The organism is Brevundimonas guildfordensis (assembly GCF_014836405.1).
GTDB classification, from domain to species: domain Bacteria; phylum Pseudomonadota; class Alphaproteobacteria; order Caulobacterales; family Caulobacteraceae; genus Brevundimonas; species Brevundimonas guildfordensis.
Map to the genome: position 1 here is coordinate 788,345 of NZ_JACSQU010000001.1, position 23,999 is coordinate 812,343.

15 protein-coding genes are annotated in these 23,999 nt (G+C 66.8%); 7 read left to right on the forward strand and 8 right to left on the reverse strand.

Translation table 11 applies throughout. The annotated features are described in order from the left end of the window. Window positions 1-50: 50 nt before the first annotated feature. The 3 genes from H9656_RS03840 (at window position 51) to H9656_RS03850 (ending at window position 7,231) form a co-directional block, all read left to right on the forward strand. Window positions 51-1,838, forward strand: a complete 1,788-nt coding sequence (locus H9656_RS03840) for an autotransporter assembly complex protein TamA (protein WP_191742922.1) — start codon at window positions 51-53, stop codon at window positions 1,836-1,838. Continuing rightward, window positions 1,835-6,073: a translocation/assembly module TamB domain-containing protein gene (locus tag H9656_RS03845; protein ID WP_191742923.1), complete on the forward strand. Its 4,239-nt coding sequence runs from the start codon at window positions 1,835-1,837 to the stop codon at window positions 6,071-6,073. The genes H9656_RS03840 and H9656_RS03845 overlap by 4 nt, the downstream gene beginning before the upstream one ends. Before the next feature lie 81 nt (window positions 6,074-6,154). Further along, window positions 6,155-7,231, forward strand: coding sequence for a PA0069 family radical SAM protein (locus H9656_RS03850; RefSeq protein WP_191742924.1), 1,077 nt, complete (start codon window positions 6,155-6,157; stop codon window positions 7,229-7,231). On the opposite strand, the gene H9656_RS03855 is transcribed toward H9656_RS03850, so the two are convergent. Continuing rightward, window positions 7,232-8,476: a class I SAM-dependent RNA methyltransferase gene (locus H9656_RS03855; RefSeq protein ID WP_191742925.1), complete on the reverse strand. Its 1,245-nt coding sequence runs from the start codon at window positions 8,474-8,476 to the stop codon at window positions 7,232-7,234. Between the two features lie 153 nt (window positions 8,477-8,629). On the opposite strand from H9656_RS03855, the gene H9656_RS03860 reads away from it, so the two are divergent. Next, entirely contained in the window at window positions 8,630-9,283 is a 654-nt protein-coding gene (locus H9656_RS03860) for a glycine zipper 2TM domain-containing protein (RefSeq protein WP_191742926.1), read from the forward strand. Between the two features lie 73 nt (window positions 9,284-9,356). Here H9656_RS03860 and H9656_RS03865 read toward each other — a convergent pair whose 3' ends face one another. The 6 genes from H9656_RS03865 to H9656_RS03890 form a co-directional block, all read right to left on the reverse strand. After that, window positions 9,357-10,082: a TlyA family RNA methyltransferase gene (locus tag H9656_RS03865; RefSeq protein ID WP_191742927.1), complete on the reverse strand. Its 726-nt coding sequence runs from the start codon at window positions 10,080-10,082 to the stop codon at window positions 9,357-9,359. Window positions 10,083-10,095: 13 nt separating this feature from the next. Then, window positions 10,096-12,837, reverse strand: coding sequence for a valine--tRNA ligase (locus H9656_RS03870; protein ID WP_191742928.1), 2,742 nt, complete (start codon window positions 12,835-12,837; stop codon window positions 10,096-10,098). Between the two features lie 137 nt (window positions 12,838-12,974). Then, window positions 12,975-16,352, reverse strand: coding sequence for a class I SAM-dependent DNA methyltransferase (locus tag H9656_RS03875; protein WP_191742929.1), 3,378 nt, complete (start codon window positions 16,350-16,352; stop codon window positions 12,975-12,977). Window positions 16,353-16,528: 176 nt separating this feature from the next. Beyond that, a complete protein-coding gene (gene hutI, locus H9656_RS03880) occupies window positions 16,529-17,746 on the reverse strand; it encodes an imidazolonepropionase (RefSeq protein ID WP_404821553.1) in 1,218 nt (405 codons plus the stop codon). After that, the gene (locus H9656_RS03885; RefSeq protein WP_225212212.1) at window positions 17,746-18,636 is read right to left on the reverse strand and encodes an agmatinase family protein; all 891 of its coding nucleotides are present in this window, start codon (window positions 18,634-18,636) and stop codon (window positions 17,746-17,748) included. Before H9656_RS03885 ends, hutI begins: the two co-directional genes overlap by 1 nt. A 5-nt stretch (window positions 18,637-18,641) precedes the next feature. After that, complete coding sequence (locus H9656_RS03890; RefSeq protein WP_191742932.1) at window positions 18,642-19,340, reverse strand: UTRA domain-containing protein; 699 nt, start codon at window positions 19,338-19,340, stop codon at window positions 18,642-18,644. 93 nt (window positions 19,341-19,433) lie between these two features. On the opposite strand from H9656_RS03890, the gene hutU reads away from it, so the two are divergent. From hutU to H9656_RS03905, 3 genes are read left to right on the forward strand one after another with little or no spacing between them, the layout of a single operon-like run. Continuing rightward, complete coding sequence (gene hutU / locus H9656_RS03895; RefSeq protein WP_191742933.1) at window positions 19,434-21,101, forward strand: urocanate hydratase; 1,668 nt, start codon at window positions 19,434-19,436, stop codon at window positions 21,099-21,101. Window positions 21,102-21,105: 4 nt separating this feature from the next. Next, window positions 21,106-22,638: a histidine ammonia-lyase gene (gene hutH, locus H9656_RS03900; RefSeq protein WP_191742934.1), complete on the forward strand. Its 1,533-nt coding sequence runs from the start codon at window positions 21,106-21,108 to the stop codon at window positions 22,636-22,638. 56 nt (window positions 22,639-22,694) lie between these two features. Beyond that, the gene (locus tag H9656_RS03905; protein WP_225212213.1) at window positions 22,695-23,195 is read left to right on the forward strand and encodes a hypothetical protein; all 501 of its coding nucleotides are present in this window, start codon (window positions 22,695-22,697) and stop codon (window positions 23,193-23,195) included. A 33-nt stretch (window positions 23,196-23,228) separates the two neighbouring features. Here the strand turns inward: H9656_RS03905 and H9656_RS03910 are convergent, their stop codons facing one another. After that, a complete protein-coding gene (locus H9656_RS03910; RefSeq protein WP_191742936.1) occupies window positions 23,229-23,990 on the reverse strand; it encodes a peptidase in 762 nt (253 codons plus the stop codon). Window positions 23,991-23,999: the final 9 nt, after the last annotated feature.

The window sequence follows — 23,999 nt, forward strand, 5'->3', positions numbered from 1 at the left end:
GCGGTGCTGGCGGCTAAGAGCGGCGTGCTAACCACACACAGGGTTTGGATTTGACGTCGAGGCTCCCCCTTCTTCTCGCCACAGCGGCCGTGTGCGCCTTCGCCACGCAGGCGACAGCAGAGCCGAGGGCGCAGATCCGAGGCGAGATCGACGCCGTCCTGAAGCGACAACTAGAACAGGCCGTGGGCCAGGTCGACGGGGCTCCCGCCAACCGATTCGAAGCCCGTCGTCGCGCACGATCGGCGCTGGAATCGGCGCAGGCCCTGTTGCGGTCGGAAGGCTATTATCAGGCGACAGTCCAGGACCAGGTCGAAGGCGAGGAGACGCCTGTCGCCATCGTTGAGGTCACGCCTGGCCGCCGATTTGTGCTGGGCGACGCCAAGGTAACGTGGGCCGCACCTGAGCCCGACGCGGAAACAGGCGCCGCCGCGATCGAGAGCATCAAGTTGAAACCCGGAGAACCTGGCCGGGCGGCTGACATTCTAGCGGCTGAGGGGCGCTTGATCGCCGATTTGACCCGTCGCGGCTATGCCGACGCCGTCGCCCAGCCTCGCCGCGTCGTTGTGGATCATGCGACTTTTCTGGTGGAGCCCGGCTTCAACGTGGCGTCCGGAGAGTTGGTGCGGCTGGACGGCATTCAGTTGCGAACACGCGGCCCCACCAAGCCGGACTGGGTTCAAAGTCTTGTCCCCTGGCAGGAAGGCGACCGTTACGATCCTGAAGACGTCGCCGAACTGGAGCGCCGCCTTCTGGACACCGGCGTTTACGACGGCGTCGGCGTCGCCCTGTCCTCGCTGGACGACACCCGCCCTGACGGGTTGCGGCCGGTAGTCGTAACCCTGGCGGATCGCCCGGTCAGTCTGCTTGAGGCGGGCGCCAGTTATTCAACCTACGAAGGGGTCGGCGTCGATGTCTTCCGCACCCGCTACAACCGCTTCGGCCGCGCCGACACGCTTCGGTATGGGGCGCGAATCGCCAGTATCGACAGCCGCATCGGCGGTGAGTGGTCGCAGCCCCACTGGCGGCGGCCCGGACGGACGCTGAAACTGTCGTCCTTCATCGTCAACGAACAGACCGACGCCTATGACCGCAGCGCCCTGACCGTGGCGGCTGACCTGTCACAGAGGCTCGGCAAGACGTCCTGGTTCAGCTACGGCCTGGGCGTCGATGCCGGTCAATATACGGAGTACCGCTTCGATCCTCTGACGCAGACGCCCATCACCCTGGATCGCGATCTGGCGATCGTCACCTTGCGGGGCGGCGCCTTTATGGACCGCTCCAACGATCCGCTGAACCCGACGACCGGCTATCGCCTGTCCTTCTCGGCCCAGCCGACCGCCGTGACGGGCGAGGATACGGTCATGTTCCTGCGCACCGAGGGACAGGCCAGCGCCTATCTGCCGCTGCAGGATGGCGCCAAGACGGTTCTGGCCGGACGCGCCCGTATCGGCTCCATCATCGGCGGCGAGGAGCTGACAGTTCCTTCCGATCGCCTGTTTTACTCCGGCGGCGGCGGCTCGGTGCGCGGCTATTCCTATCAGAGCATCAACCCGCGCCTGCCGGACAACCGTCCGCGCGGCGGCCTGTCGCTGTTCGAAACCTCGGTAGAGGTGCGGCGCGACATCGGCGAGAAGTTCCAGGCTGTGGCCTTTGTCGATGGCGGCGCCGTCGGCTTCCAGGAGACGCCGAACCTCAGCAACATGCGTTACGGCGCAGGCGTGGGTGTGCGCTACAAGCTGCCGTTCGGTCCCGTCCGCGCCGACGTCGCCTTCCCGCTGAACAAGCGCGAAGGCGATTCCGGCTTCCAGCTCTACATCAGCATCGGCCAAGCGTTTTGACCGACACTCCTCCGCCTCACGAAACGGGCGCAGAGGTCGCCGATACGCCCGCCGAAAAGGCGAAGCGGAAGCGCACCCGGCTTCAGTTGGCCGCCTTCATCGCCGGGATCGTCTCGGCAGGCGTTCTGGCGCTGGTCATCGTCGCCCTGGTCGGCGGGCGGATGTATCTCGTTTCCGATCCTGGCCGTGAGCTGATCACCGGCTTCGTCGCCGGCAAGAAGATCAGCCGCTACGGACGCATCAACGTCGAAGGTCTGCAGGGCGACCTGTTCAACGACTTCCGCCTGAAGCGCGTCACGGTGACGGACGAAAAGGGCGTTTGGCTCGAAGCGACCGATGTCCGCGTCGACTGGTCCTATTGGCCCCTTCTGGCGCGGCGCTTTCACGCGACCGAAATCAGCGCAAGTCAAATCCGTCTGCTGCGCCGCCCGGAGTTGGAGGCGCCCACCGAGCCGGGCGGCCCGCAAGCCCTTTCCATCGACATCGACCGCTTCAGCGCGAACGTCGAGCTGCTGGAAGGCTTCTCCAAGGAATACGGCCGCTGGACGCTGAGCGGCGACGCCGCCATTCCGCGCAAGGGCGTCAAGACCGCCAACGTCAACGCCTACAGCCTGAACCGCAAGGGTGACTACCTGCGCCTGGCGGCCGCCTTCGGCGACAAGGCCGAGGATCTGCGCGTCAACCTGCGCGCCAATGAGGCCCAGGGTGGACCCATCGCCGGTTCGCTGGGCTATTCGCCAGACCAGCCCTTCTCGGCCGTCGCCGTCGTGAATGGCGAGGTTATCGATGTGGCTGTACAGACCGGTCAATTCCGCCCCCTGCTGGTCAAGGGGACCTATGGCGACAACGGCGCCAGAATCTCGGGCTATGCCGACTTTTCGGGCTCCGATCTGCTGCAGCCGTTTGTCGAACGTATCGGCCGCACCGCCCGCTTCGGCTTCGCCATGACGCCCGACGCGCAACGCGAAGGCTATCAGGGCGTGGCCTGGCGCCTGTACGCCGACAACATCGAATCCAGCGCGCGCGGCCTGATCCGCACGACGGACAACACAGCTCCCGACGGGATCAACCTGGAAGTGACGACGCCGTCGCTCAGCCGTCTGGTCGGCAGCCCCGTCGCCGGGCCGGCCGCCTATACCGGCGTGTTCAAGGGCGACGCGCAAACATGGAGCCTGCACGGCTCCGCCAGCCTGCTCAACGCTGACATCGCCTCCTATCGCGCCACGCGCATCTCCGGCCCGGTCGATATCGCCGCCAACAACGGCCGCATCGACGTGACCACAGACGTCCGCGCTGTCGGCGGGTCGTCTGCCGGCATCATCGGCGCTCTGCTGGGCGCGACGCCGCGTATCCAGATGGAAGGCGCCCGCATGGCCGACGGCGCCATGCTGCTGAAGAAGGTTGATGCGCGCGGTCAGGGCCTGACCCTCACCGGCTCGGGCGGGCGCAGCCTGAACGGCGGCCTGAACTTCTCGGGTCGCGCTGACCTGACCGACCTGTCGCGCATCCGCAACGGCGCTAGCGGCGCCTTCGGGGGCCCGATCCGCGCCTCCTCCGCCCGGACCGGCGCGCCCTGGGTCCTCAGCTTCGACGGGCGCGGCTCTCGCATGGCCATCGGCATGGAAGAGCTGGATCGTCTTCTGGGCGCGACGCCGCGCCTGCAACTGGCCGGGTCGCTGAACGACGGCGTCGTCTCCATCAACACCGGCGAACTGACCGGCGCCGCCGGACGCGCGGGCGCCAAGGGGCGTATCGAGGGCTCTAAACTGCGCCTCGCCCTGGACTGGGACGCGCGTGGCCCGTTCGGCGTCGGCCCGGTCGCCATCGACGGCGCCATGTCGGGCGACGGCGCTCTGACCGGTACGCTGGCCGAGCCGCGCGCCGACCTGCGCGCCGCCTTTGACAAGGTAGCGGCGGGCGGACTGGTCCTAAACAACGCCGACTTGATCCTCAGCTTCCGCAAGGGCGCCGACGCCTCGGACGGCCGCATTGTCCTAACCTCCGGCTCGAACTACGGACCGGCGCGCGCCTCAGGAAACTTCTATCTGGGCGGGCCGCGTCTGCGCCTATCGGATGTCGACGTGAACGCCGGCGGCGTGACGGCCCAGGGCGACGTGGCCCTGTCGAACAACTTCCCCTCCAGCGCCGATCTGACCTTCACCGCCCGCCAGGGCGCCTTCCTGGCCTCGGGCGAGGCCAACGGCCGCGTGCGCCTGACCGAAGGCGCGGGCGATCAGACCGCCGTGCTGGACGTGACCGGCCGCAACGTGCGTCTCGCGGGCCAGGACTGGACCCTGCGCAACCTGTCGCTGAAGGGCCAGGGCACGCTCGACCGCCTGCCCTTCACCGTGGCCGCCGACGTGGGCGGCGCCAATCCTGTCCAGTTCAATGGTTCCGGCGAATACTCCCGCCAGGGCCCGGCGCAGAGCCTGACCCTGCGCGGCGGCGGCCGTGTCCGCGACATCGCCTTCACCACCCGCGCGCCCGCCATCTTCGCCATCAACGGGGACGGCCGCGTGGCGCGCCTGGACCTGGGCGTCGGCGGCGGCGTCCTGACAGGCGAGCTGAAGCAGGACAAGCAGGGCGCGGCCATTCAGGCCGACATGACCAATGTCGAGATGGGCTCGCTCCTTCCTGATCTGCGGGGCCAGGTTACCGGCCGCATTTCCATGCAGGGCCAGGGCGACACACTGCGCGGCTCGGCCAATGTAGACCTGAGAGAGCTGCGCAGCATCGACGCGCCGCGCGGTCTTGCGGTCGACGGCACGCTGAACGCCGACCTCAATGGCGACGTCCTGCGCCTGCGCGCCCAAGCCCATGACGGTACCGCTGTTCAGGCGACAGCCGATGTCAGCCTGCCGGTCGAAACCTCGGCCGCGCCGCTGCGTCTGGCCATCGCCCGGACCCGGGACATGTCGGGTCAGGTGGCTATTCGCGGTCAGATCCAGCCAATCTGGGACCTGTTCCTGGGCGGCGCCCAATCGCTGTCCGGTCAGGTGAACGGTCAGGCCACGCTGGCGGGCACGCTGAACGCGCCGCGCCTGAACGGCCGGCTGGATATGACCCAAGGCGCCTTCCGCGACAGCGCCTCGGGCCTGCGCCTGGAGAACGTGACCCTCGCCAGCCGCTTCAACGACAGCCAGGCCGTCATCGAGCGGTTCCAGGCTACCGATGGGCTGAAAGGCGAGGTGTCCGGCAATGGCGATCTTGGCCTGCGTCAAGGATCGCCCTCTACCTTGCGGTTGGAGCTGACGCGCTTCCGCATCATAGACAACGACATCGCCCAGGCCCGCGCCAACGGTCGCTTGACCGCCGTACGCGGCGCCGACGGCAACATCCAGCTGACCGGCGACCTGAACATCGACGAAGCCGAGATCTCGCCGAACCTGCCCGGCTCCAACGGCATCGTCAAAATGGACGTGGTCGAGATCAACCGCCCCGGCGGCGATCCAGTCGAAACCGAGGAGAAGGCGCGAGGCGGTCCCAGGATCGGCCTCAACCTGAACCTGACCGGTCGGGAAATCCACGTGCGCGGACGCGGATTGAACGTCGAACTGTCCGCCAATGCGCGCGTGCGCGGTACCATCGCCGATCCCCAGTTGTCCGGCACGGCCAACGTCGTGCGCGGCGACTATGAGTTCGCAGGCAAGCGCTTCGTCTTCGATGATCGCGGCTCCGTCACCTTGTCCACCGACCCGGCGCGGATTCGTCTGAACCTGGAGGCTGTCCGCGAAGACCCGGCCCTCACCGCCGTGATCAAGGTCACCGGGACGGCGGCCGAACCCAAGATCGAGCTGACCTCCACCCCTGCCCTGCCTCAGGACGAAATCCTGTCCCAGGTGCTTTTCGGCCGATCGGCGGCGCAGTTGTCGCCGTTCGAGGCGGCCCAGCTTGCCTCTGCCGTGGCGTCACTTGCGGGCGGCGGCGGCTTCGACGTCATCGGCAACCTGCGCGAACTGGCCGGTCTGGACCGCTTGTCTTTCAGCGGCGAAGCCTCCAGCCTCACTGTCGCGGGCGGCCGGTACATCACCGACGACGTCTACCTGGAAGTCATCGGCGGCGGAGAACGCGGAGCTGCGGTCAGCGTCGAGTGGCAGGTGCGTCGCAACCTTGCCGTGACCTCGAAGTTCGGTGGTGAAGGCGACACGTCCCTGTCCGTCCGCTGGCGGCGCGAAGGGCCCCGTCCCGGTGGCGACCGACGCGACCGCAGGCCTAACGCCTCCGCTCGACGCTGACCCGGAGGCAGATCCGCTCGTCTGTCGCCCGTCGCGCTATTTGTTCTTGCTTTGTTCTTTCTCGTCCTGCATCCTGCCGCCATGAGTAAGGCGATTAACGGACGCGGCGCACGCTCCAACGCCTCGGGTCGGTACGAAGCCGACCGACGCGAGGCCTATGACGACGGCTGGACGGATCAGGACGAGGCGGCGGCCCCGCTTCGCACCACCCTCTCCCCGGAACGCGCTCGCACCATCATCGCCAAGAACACGAGTCCCGATATCGGCTTCGATCGCTCCATCAACCCCTACAAGGGCTGCGAACATGGCTGCATCTACTGTTACGCCCGTCCGTCCCATGCCTGGATGGGCCTATCCCCGGGCCTGGATTTCGAGAGCCGGATCTTCTTCAAGCCCGACGCCGCGCGTCTGTTGGAACAGGAACTCTCAAAGCCCCGGTACGTCTGTCGGCGTATCCACATAGGGGGCAATACCGATCCCTATCAGCCGGTCGAGCGCGAGACAGGTTCCACGCGCTCGATCCTTGAGGTGATGCAACGGTTCAACCATCCTTTCAGCATCATCACCAAGTCGGTGCTGATCGCGCGCGACGCCGACATCCTGGGCGATATGGGACGGCGGGGCCTGGCCTCGGCCTTCGTCTCCATCACCACATTGGACCGCAAGCTGGCGCGGGCGATGGAGCCGCGCGCCTCCACCCCCGCCAAGCGGCTGGAGGCAATCAGCCGTCTGGCCGACGCGGGCTGCCCGGTCGGCGTCGGCTTCGCCCCCGTGATCCCCGGCCTGAACGACCATGAGTTGGAAGCGGTGCTTGAGGCGGCTCAAAAGGCCGGGGCGACCTCGGCCATGTACGTCACCCTGCGCCTGCCGCTCGAAATCAAGGACCTGTTCCGGGAATGGCTGGCCGACGCCCGTCCCGATCGCGCGGCGCGCGTCATGTCGCTGATCCGCCAGACGCGTGGCGGCAAGGACTATGATCCTGACTGGTCGCAGCGGATGAAGGGAACCGGTCCGGTAGCCGAACTGATCGCTACGCGCTTCAAGGCCGCGGTCAAACGCTATGGGCTGGATGGGCCCCGTCATGTGCTCGACATGACCCAGTTCCGCGTCCCGGCCGACGCCAGACCTCAACTGGACCTGTTCGACCTGGCGTCCTGATCAGCGCCGGAAGACGCCGACCAGTTCGATGTGGGTCGACCAGATGAACTGGTCGATCGGCGTGACCTTCTCCAGCCGGAAACCGGAGTCGACCAACACCCGCGCGTCGCGGGCGAAGGTCTGCGGATTGCACGACACGCCGACGATAACCGACGCCTTCGTGCCGGGCAGTTGCTGCGTCTGCTCCAGCGCCCCTGCGCGCGGCGGATCCAGCACAATGGCCTCGCAACCCTTGAGGTCATAGGGCGACAACGGACGACGGAACAGGTCGCGCGCCTGCGCTTCGATTCCCTTCAGACCCTGAGCCGTGCTCGCGCCTGCCTTCAGGGCAGCGATGGAAGAAGCTGCGGAGTCGGCCGCAGTAACGCTGGCGACCTCGGCCAGGGGGAAGGTGAATGTACCGGCTCCACAGAACAGATCGGCGACCTTTTTCGCTCCCTTCACCGCCGCGACCGCGCGCTGGACCATCGCAGCTTCCGCAGCGGGCGACGCCTGCAGGAAGGCGCCTGGCGGCAGGGGCACGGAGGCGCGCCCGAACCGCACGCGCGGTTGGCGCGCCATAACCAGCGTGTCGCCATCCAGGCTGAGCCGCGCCAGATCGGCCTCTGCCGCCGCGGCGATGGCCAGCGCCAGTTGATCGCCGTTCAAGCCGCCTGACCGCTTCTCGACGCCGGTCACATCAACGTCCAGACCGCTGTCGGTCAGGGTGACGTGCAGGGTCGGCGCCGATTTGGGATGCCCCAGCAAGGGCGCGGCGATCCTGGCGAGCGCAGGCAGAGCCGCCGTCAGCTGCGGGTCCGACAATGGGCAGTCGGTCAGTTCCACCACGCGCCACGACTTGCGCGCCTTAAACCCGAGGATGACCCGCCCGTCCGGTGCCTTGCGCGCGTGCAACGCCAGGCGGCGACGACTGGCCAGCGGCGTGGCCACGGCCGCCTCGACTTCAGTCTCCAATCCCTCACGCGCCAGCGTCTGGATGACCACCTCGCGCTTCCATGCCAGATAGGGTTCCTCGGCCCAATGCTGCAGGGGGGCGACGCCGCATTCGGCATAGATCTGCGAGTGGATAGGCCGTCGGTCGGGGCTGGCCTCGATCAGGTCGAAGCGCTCGGCCCGGCCGTCCTTAACCTCGGCGGCCACCACCTCGCCCGGCAAGGCGCCCGGCACGAAGACCGGGCCATCGGCAGTGTCGGCGATCCCGTCGCCCTGATGGCCCATGCGGGCGATGGTCAGCGTCTGCGTCATGCCCGGCTTCTAGCGGCATCCGCGCAAAAATCGAAACATGAACGAAGATGAACGACGCGCTCAAAAGCCGTTCAGCTTCGCCGCCCTATCAATGGCTGCAACAGACGGCGACCTGATCCGTTCAGGTGCGGCATCCGTCCAAGGAAAAGAACGATGATCGCTCTCATCTCGAAGAAAGCCTCGGCCGCCGCCATCGCCGCTCTGGCCTGCGCCTCGGCCGTCGCCCTGCCCGGCGTCGCCTCGGCCCAGAGCTACGGCTATGACTATCCGCCCGCCTATGGTTACGGCGCCGGCGGATACAGCCAGGGGACCTATTACGATCCTTGCGTTCGCGATCAGCGTCAGCGCGCCACGACTGGCGGCGTTCTGGGCGCCGCCATCGGCGCCATCGCCGGTTCGCAAATGGCCGCGCGCGGCCGCCGTACCGAGGGCAGCGCCCTGGGCGGGGTTCTGGGCGCCGCGATCGGCGCGGGCGTGGGCAACAGCTCGGCGGCCTGCGACAGCCGCTATCGCCGCGACGCCGACTACGGCTATCAGGGGCCCTATGTCCCGCCGGCCTACGGTTACGACAACCGGGGCTACGACAGCCGCAGCTATGACAATCGCGCCTATGACCGTCGTTATGACGATCGCCGCGACAGCTACGACTATTACCGGGACTACCCCGACACCTACGCCTCTGCGCCCCGCGACGCCGATCAGTGCCGCTTGGCCGAGAGCAACATCCGTCTTCCCGACGGTCGCATGGAGACGCGCTATGTGCGCACCTGCATGGACCAATCGGGCCGTTATCGCGTCGTCGATTAAGTTTCAGCCCCCCTGTCAATCGACGATGTGAAGAGGGCCGCCGGCGATCCGGCGGCCCTCAAATCGTTTCAGCTCAGGCCTTCTGCGCCCAGAGCAGGAACTCGACGTTGCCGTCGCCGCCGGTGATCGGGCTGTCGGCGACCTCGCGCACGATCCAACCGCTTTGCTCCAGCCAGTCGCGCACCCGCGCCACGGCGGCGGCGTGTGCCTCCGGGTCCTTGACCACGCCCTTCTTGCCGACCGCCTTGGGGCCCTCGGCCTCGAACTGAGGCTTCACCAGAGTGATCAGATCCGCGCCCGACGGCGCCAGATCAAGCGCGGCAGGCAAGACCTTCAACAGGCTGATGAAGCTGGCGTCGCAGACGATCAGGGACGGCGCCTCGGTGATGACCTCAGGCGTCAGATCGCGGGCGTCCGTCTTTTCCAGGTTCACAACGCGCGGATCGGCGACGATGGTCGGGTGAAGCTGGCCAGTGCCGACGTCCACGGCGAACACCCGCGCCGCTCCGCGATCCAGACAGACCTCGGCGAAGCCGCCGGTCGAGGCGCCGACGTCCAGAACAACACGCCCCTCGACGGCGACCGGCCACAGATTCAGCGCCCGCTCCAGCTTCAGAGCGCCGCGCCCGACCCAGCGATGCGCGGCCTCGGCCTCGATGAAGGCGTCCTCCGCGACCTTTTCCGAAGGTTTGGCGACCGTGCGGCCGTCCGCTTTCACCCGCCCCGCTTCGATGGCGGCGCGGGCGCGGGCGCGGCTGTCGAAGACTCCGCGCGCGACAAGAAGCTGATCGATCCTCACGCTCCGAAGGTCCTTATAGGGCTTCCAACCGCTTCAACGCGGCCTGAAGGCGGGCCTTGCCCTCCTCCGCTTCAGCCAGCTTGGCGCGCTGCTCCTCGACCACTTCGGCGGCGGCGCGGGCGACGAAGTTGGGATTGCCCAGCTTCTTGTTCACATGGCCGATGTCGCTGTCGAAGGCGGCGATTTCCTTCTCCAGCCGCGCGCGCTCGGCAGCCAGGTCGATGATCCCGGCCAGCGAGAGCGCGACCGTCGCCCCGCCCGAGACGAAGGTCACGGCCCCGGCGGGCGCGGCCTCGGCCACGGCGACCTCGGACACGCGGCCCAGGGTCAGGATCAGGTCGCGGTGACGCGCGATGCGCTCGGCCGTGGCGGCGTCCGGGGCGACGAAGGCCAGCGGCGGCTTGGCCGACGGCGGCACGTTCATTTCGGCCCGCAGGGCGCGGATTTCACCGATCAGATCGACCAGCCAGCCGATCTCGGCCTCGGCGTCTGCGTCGACGAAGGCGTCCGGCAGCACCGGCCACGTCTCGCCCATCAGCAGGCCGTCGCGAGCCGGGCCTTCCTTGCCCAGTTCGGCCCACAGCTCCTCGGTGATGTAGGGCATGACCGGGTGCAGCAGCTTCAGCGTCTGGTCGATGGTCCAGGCGGTCATGGCGCGCGTCTCGGCCTTGGCGGCTTCGTCCGAACCGTTGAACACCGGCTTGGCCAGTTCCAGATACCAGTCGCAGAAGACGTTCCAGATGAAGCGGTACAGGGCGCCCGCCGCATCGTCGAAACGGCCGCCTTCGATGGCCTCGGACACCTGACGCTCGGCCTTGGTCAGTTCGCCGCGAATCCAGCGGTTGATCGTCTGCTGCACGCCTGCGGGGTCGAAGCCCTCCACCCGGCGCGCCTCGTTCATCTGGCTGAAGCGGGCGGCGTTCCACAGCTTGGTGCCGAAATTGCGATAGCCTTCAATGCGCTGCTTCGACAACTTGATGTCGCGCGTGCCCGACAGGATCGCCATGGTGAAGCGCAGGGGGTCGGCGCCCAGTTCGTCGATGATGTTCAGCGGGTCGATGACGTTGCCCTTGGACTTCGACATCTTCTGGCCCTTCTCGTCGCGGACCAGACCGTTGATGATGACGCGCTTGAACGGAACTTCGCCGTCCATGAAGTGCATCCCCATCATCATCATCCGGGCGACCCAGAAGAAGATAATGTCCGCCGCCGTGACCAGGTCGCTGGTCGGATAGAAGCGCTCCAGGTCCTCGGTCTTTTCCGGCCAGCCCATGGTCGAGAAGGGCCACAGGGCGGACGAGAACCAGGTGTCCAGAACGTCCTCGTCCTGGGTCAGCACGACCTCGGAATCATAGTCGGACAGCGCCTGTTCGCGAGCGTCCTCTTCCGTTTCGGCGACGTAGATCTCGCCGTTGGGGCCGTACCAGGCGGGGATGCGGTGACCCCACCACAGCTGGCGCGAGATGCACCACGGCTCGATGTTGCGCAGCCATTCGAAGTAGATCTTCTCGTAGGATTTCGGCTCGAAGACGGTGGCGCCGTCCTCGACCGCCTTCAGGGCGGGCTGGGCCATGACCTTGGCGTCGACGTACCACTGGTCCGTCATCCACGGCTCAATGACGACGCCCGAGCGGTCGCCGTGCGGGACCATGTGCCTGGTCTTCTCGATCTCGCGCAGCCAACCTTCTTCCTCGGCGCGGGCGACGATGGCCTTGCGTGCAGCGAAGCGGTCCATGCCTTCGTATTCGGCGGGCACGTCGGACGTGTCAGCGGCGGTGATGCGGCCGAAAGCGTCCATCACGTTCAGCGCTTCAAGTCCTGCACGCTTTCCGACGCCGAAGTCGTTGAAATCGTGGGCAGGCGTGATCTTCACCGCACCCGAACCCTTGGTCGGATCGGCGTAGTCGTCGGCGACGATCGGGATGCGGCGGCCGGTAATCGGCAGGGTCACGAACTTGCCGACCAGGCCCTTGTAGCGCTCGTCCTCGGGATGAACGGCCACGCCAGTATCGCCCAGCATGGTCTCCGGCCGGGTCGTGGCGACGACGATGAAGTCGCGCGTCTCGAACTCCGTGGCCTTGCCGTCTTCGTCGAAGGCGACCGGGTGCTGATAGGTCACGCCGTCCGACAGCCTATAGACGAAGTGCCAATAGGCGCCGTCGACCTCCTTCTGCTCGACCTCAAGGTCCGAGATGGCGGTCTGGAAATGCGGGTCCCAGTTCACCAGCCGCTTGTCGCGATAGATCAGGCCGTCCTTGTGCAGTTGGACGAAGACCTTGCGGACGGCGGCGTTCAGCCCCTCGTCCAACGTAAAGCGTTCGCGCGACCAGTCGCAGGACGAGCCCAGACGGCGCAACTGGCGCACGATGGTCCCGCCGGACTCCGCCTTCCAGTCCCAGACCTTCTCGATAAAGGCGTCGCGGCCCATGTCGCGGCGGCCGATATTGCCCTCTGCCGCCAGCTTGCGCTCGACAACCATCTGGGTGGCGATGCCCGCGTGGTCAGTGCCGGGCAGCCACAGGACGGCCTTGCCCTTCATGCGGTGATAGCGGGCCAGAATGTCCTGAAGCGTGTTGTTCAGGGCGTGGCCGATGTGCAGGCTGCCGGTTACGTTCGGCGGCGGAATGACGATCGAATACGCGTCGGCGGCGCCGTCAGTGGGCTTGGCCACGCGCGGAGCGAACAGGCCGCTGGCCTCCCACTGGGCGTAGATGCGCGGCTCGGCGGCCTTGGGTTCGAACGTCTTCTCAAGCATGGTCATCTCGTTTCCCCGCGGCGTCGCGCGAATGCGCCGCTGATCGGGGCTGGAATTCTTCGGTAAAGCAAAGGGCGGTCCCGCCGGAACCGCCCTTAAGTGACTTAATGATCGCCGCGCCCTGCGGCTAGGTCAAATCAGTGACGCCGCGGCGAGAACCAGCCTTGTCCCGCGCGCTGAACCGACCCCACCGCGGCCAGGATCGCCAGCATCTGCTCAAAGCGATCTATCTTGCGACGACCGTTCGGCCCGGCGAAACGGCTCGACAGTTCACCAAGCGACAGCGGCCCGCTCTCGAGCCGCAAAACATCCAGGACTTCTGCGGCCAGCTCTTCCGGAGCCGCCGGCAAGGGACGGACATCCCTTAGCTGGGGGCGCAATGTCTCGACCGCCCGACGCGGGCGCACCGGTTTAACCCGGTCCTGCTGATAAGCGGGTCGCAAGAAACGGACATCGCCTCTCGCCTCCTGATCCGCACGCTCCTGGTTCAACGCCAGCAGGGCCGCCAGAACAGCCTCATCAGTCATAGCCGAGGGCCAGCCATAGGCTCGATGAACCGCCGCATCCAACTTCCGGTGCAGCCGATCCAGCTCGTCAAATCGACCTGAGCATCGCTCATTATAGAGCACCGTCATCGTCAGGGCGTCGTCCAAAAGCATCAACTTCTGACGCTGGGCATCAATGGCTTCGGCAGCGACGCCGATCTCCAGGCCCGCCATTCCATCGAGAGACGGGAACGGGAAGGTGTCGAAACAGGCAGTCTTGTTATAGACGGGCCGGTCCTCGAGGCGCCCGCCCTGCGCCAACGCCCACAACCCATGCGCACGCGACGACAGCACGCCCAGAACGCGTGGATCATCAGACGCGACCGCCACCACCGTGTTGTCAGGCAGAACATCCGCATCCAGGAAGCGGAACCAGCGGTGCTTGGATTTCTCGACCGTGGCGATGTAGCGGGGCAGCCCGCGCAAGGCGTCGCGGAAGGCGCCTCGCGGCTCGCCGAACACCCACCATTTGTCGCGATAGGCGGCCCGACTGTTCCGGTCACGCTCGACCTTCACCGTGTCCGTCAGGCGCCGAAAGACCTGCGGCCAAAAGCGCCGGACATCGTCCTCCTCCAGGCCGTACAGATCGATCACCTTCACGCCGCGAGGGCGAGCTGCCAGATCGCGCCCGCTCCGATAGGCCCGGATCGGCGGCGCATCAGCGCAATCGAGCGCCAGTTGGTCGGCCTCGCCTTCCGAAACGATAAAGCCCGCGCCGTGCAGCTTGACGCCCGGCGAACATAGAAGTGCGTTCGCCATCAACGGCTGCGCGAAGGACATCCCACCCCCTATGGTCAGGTCGGCGTCGATATCGCCGCCCTGTTCATCGAACTGAGGAACCATCTCGCCGCCTGCATTGGGGCGCTCCTCGCATAACGTCAGCAGGCGTCCCTGTCCGTTCGGGGCGCCGCGCTCGGCTACAGTCATGGCGATACGCACCTCAGCGCCGCGTTCCTTGCCCTTGCTCCAGGGGTGGTCGGGAATGGCGAAGGTCAGCCGCATGGGCGGCTCTCCCGTCAGATGATGCTCCAGCACGCGGCGCGAGAAATTTTGAGTGATGGAGTTGGTGGTGATGAAGCCGAACCGCCTTAGCTGGCTCTTGGGGGCCGTCAGGATTTCAGCGGCGCGATCCCACCACGCCATGACCAGATCGGCCGAGCGGAAACGCCCCTGCCGCACATGCCACAGGGCGTCGACATAGCCGTCGCCCAGCTCGCGACGAAGGTTCTTGCCCGCAATGAAGGGCGGGTTGCCAATGATGAAGTGCGCCACGGGCCATTGGGTCGGCTGAGGCTCACGATATCGGACAACCTCCGTCTCCTGATTGAACCGCCACAGACTGATCGGGCGGCCGCGCGCATCGCGATGCAGATCTTCACCCGCCGACACGAGCAGGGCGTCGGCCCGGATGATGCGGTCGCGCCCCCGTCTTGGGGCCAGTTGGCCGGCGGCGGCCAGCTGGGACGGCGCCTCTCCGTTACGGATGCGCCATTGCAGGTACCCGATCCACATGACGACCTCGGCGATCGAGGCCGCGTGATCGGATTTCTCAATGCCCCAGAACTGAGCCGGACTGATCTTGCGGCGCACAGCCGCGTCCGACACCTCGCCTCCCAGTTGCTGCAAGGCGCTGAGGACCTCCCTCTCCAGGTCCTTCATCATGGTCATGGCGACATAAAGGAAGTTGCCCGTTCCGCAGGCGGGGTCCAGCACCCGGATCGCGCACAGCTGCCGTTGGAAACGCTGCACCGCCGTCCGCGCGGCCACAGCGTCGCCCCCGGCGAAAGCGCCGAATGCACAGGCTCGCAACGCTTCCCAGTCCGTGCGCAGCGGGTCTATGATCGTCGCGTCCACCAGCCGCTGCACGTAGGCTCTCGGCGTGTAGTGCGCGCCGAGTTCGATGCGATCGCCGGGTTCCAGAGCGCGCTCCAGAAAGGTTCCGAAAACAGCGGGCTCGACGGCCGACCAGTCGCAGCCGGCGGCGCGTATCAACACCTCCAGATCAGCCTCGCTGAGCGGCAGCGCCACCTCCTCGCGAAACAGACCGCTGCCGATCGCGGGCACATCCTGACGAAGGGCGGCGCAGTGGCCTCCGCGGGCCAAACTGCGGAATACGGTCGCCGCGCTCAGGTGAAAGCGAGCCGCATGGCCGCGATAGCTTTCCAGCAGCGTCAGAAAGCCCTTGTGACGGATCAGACCGACGCTGTCGGCGTACATCGCCAGAATGCACTGCATCACGAACATGAAGATGCGGCGATCCGTGATCGGCTGAAACGCCTGCGATGAATCCTGCAAAGCCCGATCCCGCATCGAACGAACTAGTCGCCCAAGCAGGCCTGAGATCTCATGAGTCGCCTCATTGGTCGGGCGCCGCGGATCAAGGCTGTTTGGGTTGTCCCACACCCGGCGCAGACGGTCCCTGATCTTCGGATCGCGCAGATCCGTCAGGTCTATGCGGCTGCTCTGAGGATCTGGAAACGGCGCATAGCCCTTCCCCGCCCGCTCGAAGTCGGCCCATAAATGGATGGCGACGCCGACATCGACCAGCATCATAAACGGCGGATACTCCGGCAGAGCCGAAGCATAGTTTTCAGCCTGGATGTGAGCCCTGCCCATCAGGCGATCCAACGCTTCCGCGCCGTCCTTCGGCGCCTTTCTCCCTCGGCCGTTCAACAGCGCCGCCAGCTGACGCATATCCAGATCACCGCCCGGCGCGCGTTTGGGCGACTGTTTGATCTCCATCACGAAAGAGCCGAGCTTGAAGCAGTCGATGGATCCGTTGCTTGTTCCCCTCTTGGGGAGAGGGAGTTTCACTGCGCGCTCGAAGCAGTAGTCACGGTCCCCAACCGCCTCCTCCCCCGGCGCCGCGACGCCCAGCACGCGGCATAGCTGGATAATGAAACTCTGGCAGTTCGACCTTTCGCTAATCGTCGCCTCACTCCAGCGCGCGATGAATTGTTCGACGTGCATAAGTTGGTTCCTCCCCCGAAGAACCTAACCCTAACGCGAATATATAATTGTCCACAACCTATTCGCGCATCTTGGGCAACGCTTATACTGGACCTCCGATAGCGGCGGCCCAGCAGAGAGAGAGGAAAATAGTTCGATCACCGGCGCGCAGGCCGAGCTTCCGCTGAGCACTGGCGTCAGATTCCGGCTGCGCGACCCGCCACATAGCGGCCGTGCAGCACCGGCTTGCCCAGCCAATAGGCCAGCTCGGCCGGGCGGCTGATGTCCCAGACGGATAGGTCGGCGGCCTTGCCCGCCTCGACCGTGCCGATCTCTTCGTGCAACCCTAGCGCGCGGGCCGCATGACGCGTGACCCCGGCCAGCGCCTCTTCCGGCGTCAGGCGGAACTGGACGCAGGCCAGGTTGATCGCCGCCGTCATCGACGCGACCGGCGAAGTGCCGGGGTTGCAATCAGTCGCCACCGCCATCCGCACTCCGTGCTGGCGCAGCAGGGCGATCGGCGGAGCCTGCGTCTCGCGCAGCATCAGGAAGGCGCCGGGCAGCAACACCGCCACCACACCCGCCTCAGCCATCGCCTTCACGCCGGCCTCGGTGGTGTGCTCGATGTGGTCGGCGGACAGGGCGTGATAGCGGGCGGCCAGGGCCGCGCCGCCGCCATCCGACAACTGATCGGCGTGCAGCTTGACCGGCAGGCCCAGTTCCTCAGCCTTCTCGAACAGACGGCTGACCTCCTCGACCGAGAAGGCGATGGGCTCGCAATAGGCGTCGACCGCGTCGACCAGCCCTTCGGCGTGGGCGGCGGGCAGGATCTCATCCACAGCCTTATCCACATAGACGGCGCGGTCGGCCTTATGCTCTGGCGGCACCGCATGCAGGCCCAGGTAGGAGGTGCGCACCCGCACCCCGGCCTCGCGTCCGATACGGCGGGCGACGCGCAGCATCTTCAGTTCGCTGTCGTGATCCAGACCATAGCCGGACTTGATCTCGACCGTGGTGACGCCGGTGGCTTTCAGCCCCGCCAGACGCGCCAGGGCCGAGGCGTAGAGTTGATCCTCGCTCTCTTCGCGCGTGGCGCGCACGGACGAGACGATGCCGCCCCCGGCGCGAGCGATCTCTTCATAGGTCGCGCCTTCCAGCCGCCGCTCGAACTCGCCCGAGCGGTCGCCGCCGAAGACCAGATGGGTGTGGCAGTCGATCAGCCCAGGCGTGACCCAGCGGCCGCCCAGACTGTCGATTTCCACAGCCTTGTGCACAGGCAGGTCCGCGCGCGGCCCGACCCACACGATGCCCCCATCCTTGATCAGGATCGCGGCGTCCTCGATCGCACCGTAGGGGGCGGCACCCTCGGTCATGGTCGCGACGTGGCAGTCGGTGATGAGGCGGTCAGCGAGGATCATCGCGCGGCCACCCCGCTGAGGATTTCACAGAACCAGCGCCCGGCCGTGAGCGAGCCGAGGTCGCCGATTTCCAGCGACGGGTCGTATTCGGTCAGGTCGACCGCGCGGACCTTGGGGCAGGCGCCGATGGCGCGGGCGGCGTCGAAGAAGTCGTGCACAGACACGCCGCCCGGCCGCGCGCCGGGGCTGGCGGGCCACTGGCTGCGATCAATCACGTCGATGTCGAAGTCGACGTAGATCACCTCGCACAGGGACGACAGGCGCTCCAGTTCCTCGACCACGACGCTTTCCAGACCACGCTGGCGGCACTCGCGGGCGGTCCGGACGCTGATGCCCGCCGCCTCGGCCTTTTCGTGGGCCCTGCGGGTGTTGGCGAAGGGCGCCAGGCCCACCTGACTGATGCGGCGGCCGTCCATGCCGTCGTCCAACAGCGCCTGGATCGGATTGCCGTTGGTCAGGCCCTGATCCGTGTCGCGCAGGTCGAAATGGGCGTCCAGCGTCAGCACGCCGACGCGCTCAAGACCCAGCGCATGAACGCCTGGTCGGGTAATGGCGTTGTTGCCGCCGACGAGAATGGTCAGGGCGCGATGGGCATGAGCGGCGACCGCGTCGCGCACCGGCGCGAAGGCGTCGAACGGCGAGACGGCCTTCAGCGCCACGTCGCCAGCGTCATGGACCTTGATCTCCAGCTCCAGCCCCGTCTCGACGTCATAGGTCGACAGGCGCGGCAGGACGGCGCGCAGGGCCTTGGGCCCCAGGTCGCAACGGCCCGGCGTCAGCGACCGCTCGTTCAACGGCGCGCCGATCAGGGCGACCGGGGCGTCGGGATGCTGGCCGACCAGATCGCCGACGGAGCGCCACCCCAGGGCTTCAGACGGTTGGCTCATCGGGGTCATCCTTTGGTCGGAGAAAAGCGCGCGACCAGATCATAGGCTGCGCCGGGGAAAATCTGAGAGGCCCACGTCACGCCCTGCCCGTCGCGCCAGGTGCGGCGCTCCAGCCGCAGGCAGGGCGCGCCGTCGGCCAGCCCCAGCCCCGCCGCCGTCTCGCGGTCGGCGCCGACGGCAGAGATACGATGTTCGGCCTCGGTCCAGGGCATGTGGGCCAGCAGCCAGCCGCCGGGGGGCTGGGCGGTGAAGTCGGCGGCCTCGGCCTCGGGCGCCGCATCCAGCGAAATCAGGCGGCGCTCGAAGACAAAGGGCAGATCGTCGGCCAGATGCAGGGTCTCCAGTTCGATCACCCTCTCGCCAAGCCCCTCGTCCGGCAGCGCCGGGCGGACGATGCGGCCCAGAAGGCGGTGAGTATAGGCCAGCCCCCTGCCCTCGACCTCGGACTGGATGTCGGGAATGGCGACCAGAGCCGAGGAATGGACCGGCGGGTGGGCGACCACGGTTCCGGCACGGCGACGGCGCACCACCAGCCCCCGGGCCGACAGGTCCGACATGGCGCGCGACACGGTCATGCGGGCGCAGCCGTATTCCGCCGTCAGCTCGGCCTCGGTCGGGATGCGGAAACCGGGCCGCCATTCGCCCGAGGCGATGCGGCGCTCGATGTCGCCTGCGATGCGGCGATGAAGCGGTTCCTGGTCCATGATGCGAAACTGCCCCTTGCGCGCGTTAATGTCTAGACATAACACTTCCCCAACGACGGCCCATCCCGCACTCTGGGCCGCATGGAGGAATCGATGAGCGCCACGCCCAACACCCGCATCATCCGCAGCCCGCGCGGGTCTGAAAAGACCGCCAAGACCTGGGCGGCCGAAGCCGCCATGCGCATGCTCATGAACAACCTCGACCCCGAGGTGGCCGAGCGCCCCGAGGACCTGGTCGTCTATGGCGGCATCGGCAAGGCAGCCCGCAACTGGCAGGCCTTCGACACCATCGTGGACCAGCTGCAGAAGCTGGAAGCCGACGAGACCCTGCTGGTCCAGTCGGGCAAGCCGGTCGGCGTCTTCCGCACCCATGCCGACGCCCCGCGCGTGCTGATCGCCAACTCCAATCTGGTACCCAAATGGGCGACCTGGGACCACTTCAACGAGCTCGATAAGAAGGGCCTGGCCATGTACGGCCAGATGACCGCCGGATCGTGGATCTACATCGGCACCCAGGGCATCGTTCAGGGCACCTATGAGACCTTCATGGAGGCCGGTCGCCAGCACTATGGCGGCGACTGGTCGGGCAAATGGATCCTGACGGCAGGTCTGGGCGGCATGGGCGGCGCCCAGCCGCTGGCCGCGACCATGGCCGGCGCGTCCTGCATCACCATCGAATGCCAGCGCAGCCGCATCGAGTTCCGCCTGCGCACCCGCTATGTCGACGTCATGGCCGAGACGCTGGACGAGGCGCTGGCCCTGCTGGAGCAATCGTTCAAGGACAAGAAGCCCTTGTCGATCGGGCTGTTGGGCAATGCGGCTGATCTTCTGCCTGAGATGGTCAAGCGCGGCGTCCGTCCCGATCTGGTGACCGATCAGACCAGCGCCCACGACCCGGTCAACGGCTACCTGCCCTCCGGCTGGACCGTCGCCGAGTGGGAAGAAAAGCGCGTCACCGCCCCAGCTGAAGTCGAGACCGCCGCGCGGAAATCCATGGCCGTCCACGTCAAGGCCATGCTGGACTTCCACGCCATGGGCGTCCCCACGACCGACTACGGCAACAACATCCGTCAGGTCGCCTTCGATGAGGGCGTGAAGAACGCCTTCGACTTCCCCGGCTTCGTGCCCGCCTATATCCGTCCGCTGTTCTGTCGCGGCATCGGCCCGTTCCGCTGGGCCGCCCTGTCGGGCGATCCCGAGGACATCCGCAAGACGGATGAGGCGATGAAGAAGCTCTTCCCCGACAACGCCGGCCTGCACCGCTGGCTGGACATGGCGGGCGAGCGCATCGCCTTCCAGGGCCTGCCGGCGCGCATCTGCTGGATCGGTCTGGGCGACCGTCACCGCGCGGGTCTGATGTTCAACGAGATGGTGGCCTCGGGCGAGCTGAGCGCCCCCGTCGTCATCGGCCGCGACCACTTGGACAGCGGCTCCGTCGCCAGCCCGAACCGCGAGACCGAAGCCATGATGGACGGCTCGGACGCCGTCAGCGACTGGCCGCTGCTGAACGCCCTTCTGAACACGGCGTCGGGCGCGTCGTGGGTGTCGCTGCATCACGGCGGCGGGGTCGGCATGGGCTATAGCCAGCATTCGGGCGTCGTCATCGTCGCCGACGGCACGCCGGAAGCCGCCAAGCGCCTGGAACGTGTCCTGTGGAACGACCCGGCCACCGGCGTCATGCGCCACGCCGACGCCGGATATGAGATCGCCAAGGACGCCGCGCGCGAACATGGCCTGAACCTGCCCTCGCTGGACCTGTAAGCCTATGACCACCACCATTGAAATCGGCGCCGCGCCGCTCACCCTCGCTCAGCTTCGCTCGGTCCTGAACGGCCCGGTCACGGTCAGCCTGACCGACGCCGCCTGGGCCAATGTCGAAAAGGGCGCAGCGACCGTCGCCGCCATCCTGGACGAGGGCCGCACGGTCTATGGCATCAACACCGGCTTCGGCCTGCTGGCCAACACCAGCATCGCAGCGGAAGACCTTGAAACCCTTCAGAAGAACCTGGTGCTCAGCCACGCCTGCGGCGTCGGGGAGCCGCTGAGCGAGGATACGACCCGCCTGTTGATGGTACTGAAGATCGCTAGCCTGTCGAAGGGCGCCTCGGGCGTGCGTCGCCATACGCTCGAGACCCTGATCGGTATGGTCAATGCGGGCGTATTGCCGCTGATCCCGTCCAAGGGTTCGGTCGGCGCCTCGGGCGATCTGGCCCCGCTGGCCCATATGTCGTGCGTCCTGATCGGCGTCAGCGAGGCCCGCTATCAGGGTCAGGTGCTGGACGCCGTTTCGGCTCTGGCAAAGGCCGGACTGAAGCCCGTCGTTCTGGGCCCCAAGGAAGGTCTGGCCCTGCTGAACGGCACCCAGTGCTCGACCGCTTTGGCCCTGAACGGTCTGTTCGCAGCCGAGGACGTGTTCGCCGCCGCCATCGCCGCGGGCGGCCTGTCCGTCGATGCGCTGCTGGGCTCGGACGCGCCGTTCGACCACCGCATCCACGCCCTGCGCGGCCAGCCCGGTCAGATCGACGTGGCCCGTCGTCTGCGAGAACTGCTGACCGGCAGCGCCATCCGCGACAGCCACCGCCACGACTGCGCCAAGGTGCAGGACCCCTACTCCCTGCGCTGCCAGCCGCAGGTGATGGGCGCGACCCTGGACGTCCTGCGCAACGCCGCCGCCATGCTGGAGCGCGAGGCCAACGCCGTGACCGACAATCCGCTGGTCTTCATCGAGGACGGCGACGTCATCTCGGGCGGCAACTTCCACGCAGAACCTGTTGCTTACGCAGCCGATCAGATCGCCATGGTGCTGTGCGAGATCGGCAATATCAGCGAACGCCGTACCTCCATCCTGGTCGACCCCAAGATGACCGACCTGCCCGCCTTCCTGGTCAAGGACAGCGGCGTGAACTCGGGCTTCATGATCGCCCAGGTGACGGCGGCTGCCCTGGTGGCCGAGAACCGCATGGTCGCCCACCCCTGCGTCATCGACACCGTGCCGACCAGCGCCAATCAGGAAGACCACGTGTCGATGGCCACGCACGGCGCGCGCCGCCTGCTGGATATGGCCGCCAACACCGCGACCGTGGTCGGCATCGAGCTGCTGGCTGCGGCGCAAGGGATCGAGTTCCGTCGCCCGCTGACCTCGTCGCCGGAACTGGAGCAGACCTACGCCATCGTGCGCGAGGCCTGCGGCGCCTATACCGAAGACCGGTACTTCGCGCCGGATATCGCCCGTGCGACCGAGGGGGTGCGTGCCGGCCGCTATCGCGCCTTCGCAGGCGATCTTCTGCCTTCGGCTTGAACCAGACGGCGGCTGAGCGCTTTCGTAACCAGCACGAACGCAGGATGCCGCCGATCATGACTAGAAGCGCCGTCATTCTAACCGCCGCCGCCCTGGCACTGACGAGCCTTGGCGCGGCGAGCTGGGCCGCTTGGAACTCGACCTCGGCCGCCCACGGGGAGCTAATCTCGGGCGCGTCGGTAGCCATCGCCGTCGTGCCGCCCGTCGAGCCGGACCTGCCGCCCGGCTCCATCATGACCGTAGGAGAGTTGCGCGATGGATATGAGCACGATCCAGAGCGGCTAGTCCCCATGACCGGCGACGCGGAACCCTATTTTGAGAGCGCGTGGCTGGAACTGATGCCGGAGCCCACGCTTCCGCCAGCTTCATACGGCGCACTGTCAGGCTCTGTGGATATGGCGTCTCGGCCGGCGCCGGAGCTGGCGCGCGACGATTACGGCTTCGGCTTCGATACGCCCCAGCCGGATTATGCGGCCGAACGCGCCGCGCGTCAGTCGGCGCTGCAGGAGCGGCCCCAGCCCCAGAACAGCCCGGCGGCCGAAGAGATGTTCTATTGAAAAAGGCCCCGGTCTCACCGGGGCCTTTGTGCATCACCGCATGGTGGTGACGGAGACGGTGTAGTCGCCTTCCTGCGCTGAGCTAAGGCTGTTGGCGCGGAAAGAATAGGAACCCGGGCGCAGGGTCTCGGTGATCATGGCGCTGGTCCCGCCGCCGCTGTCGTCGTCGGCGGCCAGGCTCTCTCCATCGCACTGCGGCCCTTCATGCAGCGACAGGTAGGCGTCGAACTGCGCTGAATCCATGCGAACAGACACATTGCCTCGGGTGCCGATGTTCAGGGCATAGCAGTCGTAGAAGGAACCGTCGTCGGCCTGACGGTCGCTGAACTCCAGACGGCCCTGACGGCTTTCACCGACCGAGATCGGCACGATCTGAGTGGTCGGACGCAGGCGCTGGCCTTCCGAAACGGTGAGGCGGAACGACCCGGTCTCGCCTTCGCTCAGGGTGTTGGCGCGGATGATCCAGTTTCCGCCGTTCGAGATGAAGCGCAGTTGCGAATCTGTGCCCATGTCCGGTCCGTCGTCATTCGTCACCGAGGTCTCGTCGCAGTCGGTCCCCGCGCCGGCCATCAGGTAGGTGTCGAAATCAGACGAGCGCATGGTCACCGTATAGGCCTGACCGGCTTCGGTCTGGATCACGTAGCAACGGTAGTGCGAACCGTCGTCCATCCGCGCGTCCTTGGCGCTGAAGTTTCCGTTCACGGTCTGCCCCGGCCGAATGGAGCTCTGGGCAGCCGCAGCACCGGCCAGAATCAGCGAGGACGCCAGAACCGTCGTCATCAACACAGCGCGCATGGGAATCTC